This is a genomic window from Caldanaerobius fijiensis DSM 17918 (assembly GCF_900129075.1).
Taxonomy (GTDB): Bacteria; Bacillota; Thermoanaerobacteria; order Thermoanaerobacterales; family Caldanaerobiaceae; genus Caldanaerobius; species Caldanaerobius fijiensis.
Window position 1 is genome coordinate 43944 of sequence record NZ_FQVH01000006.1, and the last position, 12264, is coordinate 56207.

Annotated in this window: 12 protein-coding genes; 4 read left to right on the plus strand and 8 right to left on the minus strand. The window is 38.6% G+C overall.

Going from position 1 to position 12264, the window contains the following annotated elements; translation table 11 throughout:
* Positions 1 to 1152: a cysteine desulfurase family protein gene (locus BUB87_RS04205; protein WP_073342029.1), complete on the minus strand. Its 1152-nt coding sequence runs from the start codon at positions 1150 to 1152 to the stop codon at positions 1 to 3.
* A gap of 177 nt (positions 1153 to 1329) precedes the next feature.
* Here BUB87_RS04205 and BUB87_RS04210 point away from each other — a divergent pair, with 177 nt between their 5' ends.
* Positions 1330 to 2364 carry a hypothetical protein gene (locus BUB87_RS04210; RefSeq protein ID WP_073342031.1) on the plus strand — a complete coding sequence of 345 codons (1035 nt, stop codon included), beginning with the start codon at positions 1330 to 1332 and terminating at the stop codon, positions 2362 to 2364.
* 34 nt (positions 2365 to 2398) lie between these two features.
* Here BUB87_RS04210 and BUB87_RS04215 read toward each other — a convergent pair whose 3' ends face one another.
* On the minus strand, positions 2399 to 2620 hold the full coding sequence (locus BUB87_RS04215; RefSeq protein WP_073342032.1) for a NifU family protein: 222 nt from the start codon (positions 2618 to 2620) through the stop codon (positions 2399 to 2401).
* Positions 2621 to 2921: 301 nt separating this feature from the next.
* On the opposite strand from BUB87_RS04215, the gene BUB87_RS04220 reads away from it, so the two are divergent.
* From BUB87_RS04220 to BUB87_RS04230, 3 genes are read left to right on the plus strand one after another with little or no spacing between them, the layout of a single operon-like run.
* Positions 2922 to 4172 carry a magnesium transporter gene (locus BUB87_RS04220; protein ID WP_073342034.1) on the plus strand — a complete coding sequence of 417 codons (1251 nt, stop codon included), beginning with the start codon at positions 2922 to 2924 and terminating at the stop codon, positions 4170 to 4172.
* 4 nt (positions 4173 to 4176) lie between these two features.
* A complete protein-coding gene (locus BUB87_RS04225) occupies positions 4177 to 5418 on the plus strand; it encodes an Nramp family divalent metal transporter (RefSeq protein ID WP_073342035.1) in 1242 nt (413 codons plus the stop codon).
* 29 nt (positions 5419 to 5447) lie between these two features.
* Positions 5448 to 5663, plus strand: a complete 216-nt coding sequence (locus tag BUB87_RS04230; protein WP_073342037.1) for a DUF3006 domain-containing protein — start codon at positions 5448 to 5450, stop codon at positions 5661 to 5663.
* On the opposite strand, the gene BUB87_RS04235 is transcribed toward BUB87_RS04230, so the two are convergent.
* From BUB87_RS04235 to BUB87_RS04260, 6 genes are all read right to left on the minus strand, one after another.
* Positions 5660 to 7072 (minus strand): AAA family ATPase, encoded by a 1413-nt coding sequence (locus tag BUB87_RS04235; RefSeq protein ID WP_073342117.1) that lies wholly within the window; start codon positions 7070 to 7072, stop codon positions 5660 to 5662. The genes BUB87_RS04230 and BUB87_RS04235 overlap by 4 nt on opposite strands.
* A gap of 69 nt (positions 7073 to 7141) precedes the next feature.
* On the minus strand, positions 7142 to 7669 hold the full coding sequence (locus BUB87_RS04240) for a hypothetical protein (RefSeq protein WP_073342039.1): 528 nt from the start codon (positions 7667 to 7669) through the stop codon (positions 7142 to 7144).
* Between the two features lie 106 nt (positions 7670 to 7775).
* A complete protein-coding gene (locus BUB87_RS04245; protein WP_073342040.1) occupies positions 7776 to 9524 on the minus strand; it encodes an NADH-dependent [FeFe] hydrogenase, group A6 in 1749 nt (582 codons plus the stop codon).
* A gap of 20 nt (positions 9525 to 9544) precedes the next feature.
* The gene (nuoF, locus tag BUB87_RS04250) at positions 9545 to 11347 is read right to left on the minus strand and encodes an NADH-quinone oxidoreductase subunit NuoF (protein WP_073342042.1); all 1803 of its coding nucleotides are present in this window, start codon (positions 11345 to 11347) and stop codon (positions 9545 to 9547) included.
* Positions 11348 to 11358: 11 nt separating this feature from the next.
* On the minus strand, positions 11359 to 11727 hold the full coding sequence (locus BUB87_RS04255) for a (2Fe-2S) ferredoxin domain-containing protein (protein ID WP_073342044.1): 369 nt from the start codon (positions 11725 to 11727) through the stop codon (positions 11359 to 11361).
* Positions 11705 to 12262: an ATP-binding protein gene (locus BUB87_RS04260; protein WP_234945951.1), complete on the minus strand. Its 558-nt coding sequence runs from the start codon at positions 12260 to 12262 to the stop codon at positions 11705 to 11707. Before BUB87_RS04260 ends, BUB87_RS04255 begins: the two co-directional genes overlap by 23 nt.
* Positions 12263 to 12264 lie beyond the last annotated feature (2 nt).

Here is a 12264-nt window from a genome sequence, read left to right on the forward strand (position 1 = left end):
CTACCTCCGATAAAACTTTCTATATTCTCTCACTAAATCAATCAAAACATTAACCGTATAATCTACCTCTTCGCAGGTATTAAAAGGAGACAAACTAAACCTTATGGCGCTCTCTATCCTATCATCGGATAATCCAAGATTTTTTAAAACATGGCTTACGCCTCGTTTGTGGGAAGAACAAGCTGATCCTGTAGAAACATACACACCCTTTTCCTCTAACGCATGCAACAGCACTTCACCTTTTACACCTACAAAAGATATATTCAGTATGTGAGGCGCTCCTTTTTCTACATCGGGTCCGTTTATAAAGCAGTCGCTTATGTTATCCTTTAAGCCATACCACAGTCTCTTTTTTAATGTCATCATGTAATCACTATATTTATCCATATTTTTATGACATATTTCAGCCGCTACGCCAAAACCTATTATACCAGGGACATTTTCTGTACCAGAACGCACATTTCCTTCCTGTCCTCCACCGTCTAAAAGAGGCTGAATCTTCACACCTCTTTTTATATAAATAGCACCTATCCCTTTAGGGCCATGAATCTTGTGCCCGCTAATCGACATCAAATCCACATTCAAATCTCTCATATCAAGTACTATTTTACCATAACCCTGCACAGCATCTACATGAAATAATACGCCCTTTTCTTTTGCTATATCACCTATATCCTTTATAGGCTGAATACTTCCTATCTCATTGTTTACAGCCATAACACTTATAAGAGCCGTACTATCATTTATTTTATCTTTTATTTCGTTTAAATCAACTATACCATTAACGTCCACACCTATATAACTTACCTTAAATCCTTCGGCCTCCAACCTCATAACCGCATTTAAAACAGAAGGATGTTCAATCGTCGTTGTTATTATATGGTTTTTTCGCTTTTTTAAAAGATACGCGGCCCCTTTTATGGCAGTATTATTAGCCTCAGTGCCCCCTGATGTAAAGAATATCTCCTCTTTTTTAGCGCCAATTACCTTTGCTATATTTAATCTAGCATTTTCAATCATTTTTTCTGCTTCCATCGCAGGCCTGTACATAGATGAAGGATTTTCATAGCGCTCGTTTAATGCATAAATCATCGCCTCAACTACCTCTTTATATGGCTTCGTCGTAGCGCTGTTATCAAGATACACTTGCATTGTCATCATCCTTTCAGCTGAGTGCTTTCAGTTGCAAGCAACAAAAATTATGGTTTCTTGTTCGACATTATCATATATCTTTCCAGGAATAATGTCAAACTCCATGTTTTTATTTTGAGCACGAATAAATCTACAATATTCCCAATATATATAGACATAGAAATGTGAGGTGGTAAAATGTATGTCTTAAAAAAACAACTAATACCGATATGCATAGTCATTTTACTTCTCATTGGTTTCCTGTACATTCAGGCAGAAAAAATATATCCTGTCTTTTTAAAAAGTACCAATGCAAGTATATCAGAAGACGATGTAAACATATACTTTAGCCTATCCTCAACTCAAAGAGGTATGGCCTTGCAAAGAATCGCACAGGCTACCATGAAAAATCTTAATCTTGACTGGAATAATGAACGAATAAAAACAATAGTAAAAAAAGGCAAACTAACAGGAAGTAATGCAGACGATCTCATCGTGGCTATTTCTCTTCTTCCTGACAAGGGTTCATTGTGCATTTATCGAAAAAGTGGAAAAGTTTATGAATACTTTCAAGGCATAAACGACCTCGTCCCAATCAATGAAGTTGAAGTGATAAACTCAAAAAACGGTAATAACTTCATCTACTTAGAAGAAGAACTAAATGAAAAAATGGGGGCATTTTATAAAACCACATTAGCTGAAATGTATGGGATAAATGGCAGCGGCGTAAAGCTGGTGTTCAGTGCTAATAAGGATTACGAAGCAGACTGGAATGAGGCTTTTGATAACAAGAAAAACCCTTCGTGGCTAAAACTTACAGAAAACTCAAATATCAATATATCCGATAAAAATAACCTCAGAATAGTGGTGACATCACAGCAAAAATTGTTGAAATCAAAAACAAGTGATTCAGTCAGCGCACCACAAGAAGAGGACTTCAAACTGGTAAAATCCAGAACGTTAAATGAGGTATTTTACTGGGAACCAAAGCTTTCTACTTTTATAATGGGCAAAGCTCTCGTGTTCAATGACAACACTACCACTTATAACTATGACGGACTAAACTTTAATCCAGAGGGCAAAATACAAAAAGGCGAAGTTGTCAATATTATAGACGACATGGCAAATAATGTAGAAAATCTGGCTCAAGACAAAAACAATTATATTATGGCAATGACCAATGACGGCAAAATCATATATCTTTTAAAAGATGATATAAAAATATTAAAATAAAGCTCTATAAGGATTTATAGAGCTTTATTTGCTGTTAAACAGCGACAACCTTTTTAACTTCAGGTACTCTTTCTTTTATATTTTTTTCAATACCTTGCTGGAGAGTTAACAGTGCAAACGGACATCCACCGCAAGCACCTGTAAGTTTCACCTTAACAACACCATCTTCATCAACGTCAACAAGTTCAACGTCGCCGCCATCTGCTTGAAGTGATGGTCTGATCGCCTCTAAAACCTCCTGTACTTTTTCTTTCATCAGATATACCTCCTCTCTCTATTCATGAATATATTATACCACAAAAGTATAAAAAAATAAAAGAAGTCAAAAATATAAGATAGCCCTCATATATAAATGCAATAAAATTGTTGACAATGAGACACACATGAGATAGAATAATATTGCTATTAACAATTTTAGTTATTTGAGGAGTGTGTATTTATAATGGACAGTAGTCCTTATTACCAATGCCATTTAAATAAGGAAGGATGTATGTCCATTTTAATTGTGTCTCATCGTTAAAGGGCCATGCATCCTTCCGTGAAAAGGAGGATGCATTATGCCTATTATGAGCCTTTACCTGAGTAGGATACTCGGGAACAAGATCTATTCTCGTGACAAAAAAGTCTTGGGAAAGCTCCTAGATCTAGGAGTTTCTATGGAAATTCAACATCCCATCGTACTATGCGCCAAAATAAAGACAAAATCAGGTGTTAAATACTATAAATGGCAAAATTTCAAAATTGCAAAAAAACATGGCCAATATGAACTCACATGCACAAAGCCAATAGAACTTCAATCAGTGAATGACACCTTGTTTTTGTCAAAATACGTGCTGGATAAGCAAATTATAGATATAAACGGTAGAAAAGTCGTCAGAGTCAACGACATAAGATTAGTACTTTTAGAATCAGGTTTATATGCTGTAGCTGTTGATATAGGCGTAGAAGGACTTTTGAGGAGATTAGGATTAGCCAAACCTCTCAAAAGACTATTAAAGAGGTTTAATATAAATATATCGAGTAAATTTATACTATGGGAAGATATAGAGACAATTACGCCGTCCCATGAAAATATAATGCTGTCCAAAACTTATCAAAAGCTTTCAACGTTACACCCCTCAGATCTTGCCGATATCATCGAAGACCTCGATTTGAAGTCGGGTATTGCCATATTTTCAAGCCTTGATAGGTCTCGAGCAGCTGACGTATTGGAAGAAATGGAAACAGACACACAGCGAAACATTTTAAATACCCTTTCAGCAGAAAAAGCCGCTGATATACTTGAGGAAATGCCCGCCGATGAGGTAGCCGATATATTGGATGATTTAAATGAAGAAAGAGCAGAAGAATTGCTCAATGAAATGGAAAATGATGTTTCAACAGAAGTCCGCGAACTCATGGAATATCCTGAACACACTGTCGGAAGCCTCATGACCACCGATTATATTTCATTTAAAAACACCTTAACAGCGGAAGATACCATAAGAGAACTAAGGCGCATTAAACCTGAGGAGGATACCATTTATTACCTCTACGTAGTTGATGCCAAAAATCGATTAATAGGCGTCGTGTCATTGAGAGACCTTGTAATAGCCGAGCCCAATACAACCCTGGAAAAAATAATGAATACAGATATAATATACGCCTACGATATGGATCCAATAAGTTCTCTTATAAAAACCATTTCTAAATACAACCTCATGGCAATTCCCGTGGTGGATAAAAACATGAGACTATTGGGCACAGTAATAATAAACGACATTATATACGAACTTATGAAAACCAGGAAAAACTACGTAAGGAGGTAATAAAATGAGCACAAGGAAAAAAAACTTGCTAACAAATATATTAATTTTTCTATCGATACTGGGACCCGGCATCATAACAGGTAGCGTCGACAATGACGCAGGAGGAATAACCACATACTCAGTAGCAGGTGCTACATACGGATATAAACTTTTATGGACATTAATTCCTTCTTTCATCGTACTCATAGTCATTCAGGAAATGAATGCGCGAATGGGTGTTGTAACTGGAAAAGGGCTCGCGGACCTCATAAGAGAAAACTTTGGCGTAAAGATCACATTTTTTATTTTCATGGGTTTACTCATTGCTGATATCGGGAATACTGCTACAGAATTTGCAGGTATAGCCGGTAGCATGGAGATCTTTGGTATAAGCAAGTATATCATAGTACCACTGGTTGCCATAGGAGTATGGATTCTCATAGTCAAGGGCAATTACAGGATAGCAGAAAAGGTATTTATAATATTCAGTGTCTTTTTATTATCATATATCATTTCGGCACTTATGGCAAAACCTGATTGGAAAAATATAGGATTAGCATTAGTAAAACCGTCTATTGAAGCCAAACCAGATTATTTAAGTATGGTAATTGGCATCATAGGTACTACCATAGCACCGTGGATGCAATTTTATATGCAATCCTCGGTAATCGAAAAAGGCATTAAATTAGAAGATTATAAGTACACCGTCTGGGACGTGATTATAGGCTGTATTGCAACAGTAACAGTAGCATTTTTTATCATAGTCGCCTGTGCTTCTACATTACATACCAATGGCATTAGAATTGAAGAAGCCAAGGACGCAGCAATGGCTTTAAAGCCGTTAGCTGGTGCTCTGGCCTCTCAAGTATTCGCCTTTGGACTTTTTATCGCATCTGTTTTTTCGGCTGCTATATTGCCAATAGCCACAGCTTTTTATGTATGTGAAGCTTTTGGTTTTGAAGCCGGTATTGACAAAAAACTTGAAGAAGCGCCACAATTTTACACGCTATTTACAGCTATCATGATCATAGCTGTGGCAATCATACTTATACCCAATGCTCCCTTAATAGCTATCACCATATGGACCCAGGTATTAAACGGAATATTGTTACCTGTCGTATTAATATCTATGATGTTGCTGGTAAACAATAAAGAAATAATGGGTAAATATGTAAATAATCCTGTAAAAAACGTCATCGGTTGGGGTACTACAATTATCCTTATAGTGCTTACCTTTGTACTGCTTGCCGTCTCTTTTATAGGATAGTCGACGATAACAGAGGAAAGGAGGATAAAATGGCATATGGCATAATTGACAGATTTGAAGGCGATATGGCTATCATTGAAACCGGAGATAAAATTATAAGTATAAAAAGGCATCTCCTTCCTCCTTATGCCAGCGAAGGAGATGTCATCGACCTTAAATCAATGAAAGTTGATGTTGCTAAAACACAGAGCAGAAAAAATAAGATAAATCGCCTTATGAGAGACGTTTGGGAAGACAGTGATTAAGTACCATTCAGTATACTTCTTAACTCTTCTCCTGAAATCGTCTCTTTTTCTTTTAAAACATTAACTACTTTGTGTATAATAAAGTGATTATCGGTGAGCAACTCAGTGGTCTTTCTTTCAAGGGCACCTATTATTTTTGTCACCTCATCATTGATCTTTTTAGGAGATATATCGTCTTTGCTTATTATGCCCAGCGATGATAGACCCGAAAAAATTATTTCTTTGGCCAGTTCTACTGCTTTCTCAAAATCATTGCCTGCACCTGTGCTCTTATTACCTATTATCACCTTTTCAGCAACAGAGCCCGCGAGACAAATCATTATTTGCTTTTCAAGCTGTTCTCTTGTATAGATGTATTTATCCTCCTTAGGCGCTTGCCTTAAAAATCCCATCGCATTTCCTCTTGGAACTATAGTCAGATTGGCAACACTCCCTTTCTCAACTAGTTCACTTACTATGGCATGACCTGCCTCGTGTACAGCTATTCTGTACAACTCTTCGGGAGTTGGCTTCCTATCAATTTTTTCCCCCATGATAACTTTATCTATTGCTTGAAGAAAATCTTTTTGAGTTATCTTGTCGCTGTTATTTCTCATGGCTATTATAGCTGCCTCATTGGTTAAGCTCTCCAGATGAGCTCCTGAAAAACCAAAGGTTTCTCTCGCTATCGCTTCAAGATCTACATCTTCTGCTAAAGGTTTATTTTTAACGTGTATTTTTAATATCTGAAGTCTTCCATCCTTATCAGGCAAATCCACCCTGACCTGTCTATCAAATCTCCCCGGCCTTAACAGCGCCGGATCCAGCATATCCGGCCTATTAGTAGCGGCTAAAACAAGTATTTTTACCTCATCATTTACATTTATACCGTCCATTTCTACTAATAACTGATTGAGGGTTTGGTCGTATTCCATATGGCTTTCATGAGTTCCTCGCTTTGCTCCTAGTATGTCGATCTCATCTATAAATATTATAGCACTTCTTTTTTTCTCAGCTTTTGCCTTATCCCTGGCGCTTTGGAACAACTTTCTAACCCTCTGGGCTCCAACGCCCGCATACACCTCTATAAATTCACTGCCGGATGTAGCTATAAATACCGAATCAGTATAATTAGCTGCCGCTTTAGCCAACAATGTCTTACCTGTACCGGGTGGCCCCGTAAGCAGCAAACCCTTTAATGGTCTAATACCCATTTTTTCAATCTTATCGCTATCCAATATAAAATCAAGAGCCTCTTTTAACTCAGATATAGCAGTATTTTGTCCACCTATGCTTGAAAAATCCTCTTGTGGCACTCGAACCAAAGTTCCGATGCTATTGGTCCTTAACAGCCCTTGATTTGTTATAAAATTATAAAGCAAATATAGCAAACCTCCTACCATAATTATAGGAAGCAGATTTACATTCATAAAATACGCAAAAGTCACAATTCCTATCGCAATACCCAAATATACTTCCTTCAACTATCAATTCCCCCCTCACAACGTCACATCGGGTTTTTGAATATGGCGCGGGACAACTTCATAAAGGTATTTATCTCCTTTTATCAATTGTACATACACATTATTATCATCTACAAAAATTTTGTAGCTGTCAAGGTCAATATTTGCCAAAAGTTTATCTATCGTCAATTTCATTGATACAAAATCATTGTTAGCCGCGGCCTCGTAAACAGCAAAATGTATGCGATAATAAACATCATCTAAATAGCCATCACGATTGTCCATAACTTTTATATTATATTTTTTGTATCGGCTTTTTATAACTTCCTGAACACTTTTATACATTATATTAAAATTACTTACCTTTCCTGCTTTTACTATAACCATTTGCTCACCATCAGACTTTTTTATAACTACATTTAATACCCCGGGTATCTGTTTTACCTTTTTGACAGTCTGATTATAGTAGGCATCCTGATATAGTTTAAAAATACCTGCTAAAAGTAAAAAAGTCAAAGCAAAAGACAAAAAAAATTTTTTATACTTATTAATATCAAAATCCATACTATCACCCGCTTTATATTAATACGCAATATATATTATATTATATCATATTATATATACACATTCAACATAAAAGAATAGGCTTTCAGTGAAAGCCTATTCTCTGCTATTCTACATTATAGAGTTTTCTAGGCGTATATTTTGTATGCAAAAGCTCATGCGATTTATGCCCAAGAGGTTCTTTTAAGAACTCCTCATAAAGTTTTATAATTTGAGGATTCTTATGAGATTTCCTGATAGAAAGAGCTTTATCTTCTTCATATATAGCCTTTGCCCTTAAGGCTCTTACATCTACTTCCATTTTCACCCTGGAAGGCACAATCGGCTGACCGCCTCCATTTATACAGCCGCCCGGACATCCCATTACCTCAATAAAGTGATAGTTTGCTTCTCCCGCTTTTATCTTATCCAGAAGTTTACGGGCATTACCTGTACCATTTACTACAGCTATTTTGAGATTAAGATCACCTATACTTACCGTGGTCTCTCTTACGCCTTCCAATCCCCTGACATTGGTATATTCAAACTCATGGAGATCCTTGCCTTCCACAATATCAGCAACTGTCCTGAGAGCAGCCTCCATAACGCCACCTGTAACTCCAAATATAACTCCAGCGCCTGTAGATTCCCCTAATGGATCGTCAAAATCCTCATCTTTCAATTTATTAAAGTTTATATTTGCCTCTTTTATCATCCTGGCCAGTTCCCTTGTAGTGAGGACCGCATCCACATCCCTCAATCCGTCATGGCCCATCTCCGGTCTATCTATTTCGTATTTCTTAGCTGTACACGGCATAATTGACACCATGTATATCTTCTTGGGATCTATGCCCATTTTCTCTGCAAAATAGGTCTTAACTATAGCTCCCATCATCTGATGTGGCGATTTACATGTGGAGAGGTTATCTAAAAATTCCGGATAATAGTGCTCACAGAATTTAACCCAACCAGGGCTGCAAGACGTAATCAGAGGAAGTTTACCTCCATTCTTAAGTCTGTGAAGTAATTCATTACCTTCTTCCATAATAGTCAGGTCTGCAGCAAAATCTGTGTCAAAAACCCTATCAAAACCCAATCTCTTAAGAGCAGCAACCATTTTACCTGTAACCCTGGTGCCAATCGGTAAGCCAAATTCTTCTCCCAACGCAGCCCTTACTGCGGGAGCAGTCTGCGCCACAACAAACTTATCCGGATCTGCAAGGGCTTCCCAAACTCTTTGCGTGCGATCTTTTTCATAAAGAGCACCAGTAGGACACGAAATCACACATTGACCGCAATTTATGCAGGGTGAATCAGCAAGGCTCATACCGTATATGGGTGATACAACTGATCTAAACCCTCTTTCGTTTACACCAATGGCATTGACCGTCTGTACATTTGAGCACATGGACACACATCTACGACAAAGTATACACTTGTTTGGATCCCTTATAATGCTGGCAGACTGGTCATCTATTTTGCCTTCGTGCCTTACACCTTCAAACCTCAAACCAGAAATGTGAAACTCATCCGCTAAAGTCTGAAGCTCACAATTACCGTTTCTTATGCATGTAAGACAGTTCTTATCGTGATCAGATAATATGAGCTCAAGAGTTGCTTTCCTGGCTTCCCTTACTGTCGGCGTATTGGTCTTTATCACCATGCCATCAGAAACCGGGGTAACACAGGATGCCTGAAGAGCCCTTGCACCCTGCACCTCTACAACACATATCCTGCACGCGCCGATCTCATTGATTTCTCTCAAATAGCAAAGTGTCGGTATATCAACACCAGCCTCTTTTGCTGCCTGTAGCACCGTATAATTCTTGGGTACTTCTACTTTTATGCCATCTATAGTAACAGTAACTTTGTCCATCTTCTCACTCCTCCCCTCGTTTACCTCTTTACAACGGCTTTAAACGGACAATTGTCGAGACATGCACCACACTTAATGCATTTATCCTGGTCAATGACATGAGGTTTCTTAGGTTCACCACTGATAGCACCAACAGGACACCCCGCAACGCACCTCGGCTTGGCACAACCACGGCATTTGTCAGGCTCAATATAGTAAGAAATCAAAGACTTACATACACCTGCAGGACATTTTTTGTCCCTAATATGCGCTTCATATTCATGTCTAAAATATCTTATAGTAGACAGAACAGGATTCGGTGCTGTCTGTCCCAATCCACAAAGAGCCGACGCTTTTATGGATTTTGCCAGTGTCTCCAGTTTTTCGATATCTCCTTCTTCCCCACGTCCACTTGTTATCTTGTCTAATAATTCCAACATTCTCCTGGTACCTATTCTGCATGGAGGGCACTTACCGCAAGACTCATCCACAGTAAACTCTAGGAAGAATTTAGCAATGTCTACCATGCAGGTATCTTCATCCATCACTATAAGCCCACCTGAACCCATCATAGAACCTATGCTAATAAGCGAATCATAATCAATAGGTGTGTCCAGGCATTCAGCAGGTATACAACCTCCCGATGGTCCACCCGTCTGAGCGGCTTTAAACTTTTTCCCATTGGGAATTCCGCCACCGATATCGTAAATTATCTCCCTTAAAGTCGTACCCATAGGTACTTCAATCAGTCCTGTGTTGTTTATTTTTCCGCCTAACGCAAATACCTTAGTACCTTTCGATTTTTCTGTACCAATAGACGCGAACCATTCCGCACCGTTCAATATAATCGGACAAATATTAGCGTAAGTTTCTACGTTGTTTATCAGAGTAGGTTTGTTCCATACACCGCTGTTAGCGGGGAATGGTGGTCTTGGCCTCGGTTCACCTCTTCTTCCCATTATAGAATTCAACAAGGCTGTCTCTTCGCCACAAACAAATGCGCCAGCACCCAGACGTATTTCTATATCAAAGTCAAAACCGGAGCCAAATATATCTTTGCCCAATAACCCATATTCTCTCGCCTGTTTAATAGCTACATTTAGTCGCTTTACAGCAATAGGATACTCCGCGCGCACATAAATATACCCTTGATGAGCACCCACTGCGTATCCTGCTATAGTCATTGCCTCTAACACGCTGTGCGGATCACCCTCAAGAACGCTTCGATCCATGAAAGCACCTGGATCCCCTTCATCCGCATTACATACAACGTATTTTTCGTCACCTGGAGCATCGTGAGTAAACTGCCATTTTAAACCTGTAGGGAATCCACCGCCTCCACGACCTCTCAAACCTGAAGCTTTAACAATATCTATAACTTCTTGTGGAGTCATTTCCTTTAATACCTTTGCTAATGCTTTATAACCATCAAAGGCAATATATTCTTCTATATTTTCCGGATCAATTACACCACAATTTCTCAACGCAATTCTCTTCTGCGTTTTATAGAACTTAGTATCTTCCAATGGCTTTATCTCGCCTTCAGCTATAGACTCGCCGTATACTAATCTTTTTACAATACGCCCTTTTAAAAGATGCTCTTCTACAATTTCCGGGACATCTTCCACCTTCACCCGGCTATAAAAGACCCCTTCAGGGTACACCACTATCACAGGTCCCATCTCACACAATCCAAAACAACCTGTTCTAACTATCTGTACCTCGTTATCAAGGTTTTTGGCCTTTAATTCTTCTGAAAACCTCTCAGCAATCTTGTCTGAGTTTGACGAAGTGCAACCAGTACCTCCACATATCATAACATGAGATCTGTACAATTTCGGCATTCAAATCCCCCCTATTCTATGACATTCTCAATCGTCCAGTCTTTTATGACGTGACCATTTATTACATGTTCGACAACTACCTGCCTGGCTTTTTCGGGATTCATTTTGACATACGTAACCTTTTCTTCTCCCGGCCGCAATACTTCAACTATCGGCTCAAATTTGCACAGGCCTATGCACCCCGTCTGTGCCACCACTACGTCAGTAATATTTCTCTTTTCAAGCTCATCCATGATGGCCAGCATAACAGGTCTTGCACCTGCGGCTATACCACATGTAGCCATACCTACTATGATGCGTGTACCACTTCTATCTTTTCTAAGATTAACCCTCTCCAAAGCTTCTTGCCTGATCCTTTCAAGTTCCTCCATAGTTTTCATTTTTCACACCTCCATAAAGGTTAGATATACCTTCGCTTAAATACTCGCGAATCCATCTAATAACACCAATATCATTCAACGGAACTTCTCCTAATTTTTCCCTTAACACTCTCGTATCAAACTCAAAAACATTGTCGTTATACGTGTGCACATAAAAAAAATCTATAGACGGATTTGCCGCAATAAGTGTAGCAATAGAACCCGCCATATCGCCTAAGGGTGCTCTATCAATATGGCTCCACTTAAATACACCTTTAACAGACGTACCCTTGCCTACCTGCGAATTTATCTCAACATCACCGTCACATCTTCTCGCGGCTTCTCTAAAAAGCGATAGACCCAACCCTACTTTTCTCGTCGTTCTCGTGGTATAAAAAGGATCAAAAATATTATTCAAGGCTTTCGCATCAATACCACGCCCATTGTCATCTACCTGTATTACAAGAACATCCTTGACCTGGTCCTCTGTAATTTTTATAGTGATAAGGCTAGCACCCGCCCTTATAGAGTTTTGCACCAGGTCTATAACATGCATAG

Excerpts from the sequence above, each read along its gene's own strand:
- BUB87_RS04205 (WP_073342029.1), bottom strand. The coding sequence starts at position 1,152 with ATGCAAGTGTATCTTGATAACAGCGCTACGACGAAGCCATATAAAGAG.
- BUB87_RS04210 (WP_073342031.1), top strand. The coding sequence starts at position 1,330 with ATGTATGTCTTAAAAAAACAACTAATACCGATATGCATAGTCATTTTA.
- BUB87_RS04215 (WP_073342032.1), bottom strand. The coding sequence starts at position 2,620 with ATGAAAGAAAAAGTACAGGAGGTTTTAGAGGCGATCAGACCATCACTT.
- BUB87_RS04220 (WP_073342034.1), top strand. The coding sequence starts at position 2,922 with ATGCCTATTATGAGCCTTTACCTGAGTAGGATACTCGGGAACAAGATC.
- BUB87_RS04225 (WP_073342035.1), top strand. The coding sequence starts at position 4,177 with ATGAGCACAAGGAAAAAAAACTTGCTAACAAATATATTAATTTTTCTA.
- BUB87_RS04230 (WP_073342037.1), top strand. The coding sequence starts at position 5,448 with ATGGCATATGGCATAATTGACAGATTTGAAGGCGATATGGCTATCATT.
- BUB87_RS04235 (WP_073342117.1), bottom strand. The coding sequence starts at position 7,072 with ATGAATGTAAATCTGCTTCCTATAATTATGGTAGGAGGTTTGCTATAT.
- BUB87_RS04240 (WP_073342039.1), bottom strand. The coding sequence starts at position 7,669 with ATGGATTTTGATATTAATAAGTATAAAAAATTTTTTTTGTCTTTTGCT.
- BUB87_RS04245 (WP_073342040.1), bottom strand. The coding sequence starts at position 9,524 with ATGGACAAAGTTACTGTTACTATAGATGGCATAAAAGTAGAAGTACCC.
- nuoF (WP_073342042.1), bottom strand. The coding sequence starts at position 11,347 with ATGCCGAAATTGTACAGATCTCATGTTATGATATGTGGAGGTACTGGT.
- BUB87_RS04255 (WP_073342044.1), bottom strand. The coding sequence starts at position 11,727 with ATGAAAACTATGGAGGAACTTGAAAGGATCAGGCAAGAAGCTTTGGAG.
- BUB87_RS04260 (WP_234945951.1), bottom strand. The coding sequence starts at position 12,262 with ATGCATGTTATAGACCTGGTGCAAAACTCTATAAGGGCGGGTGCTAGC.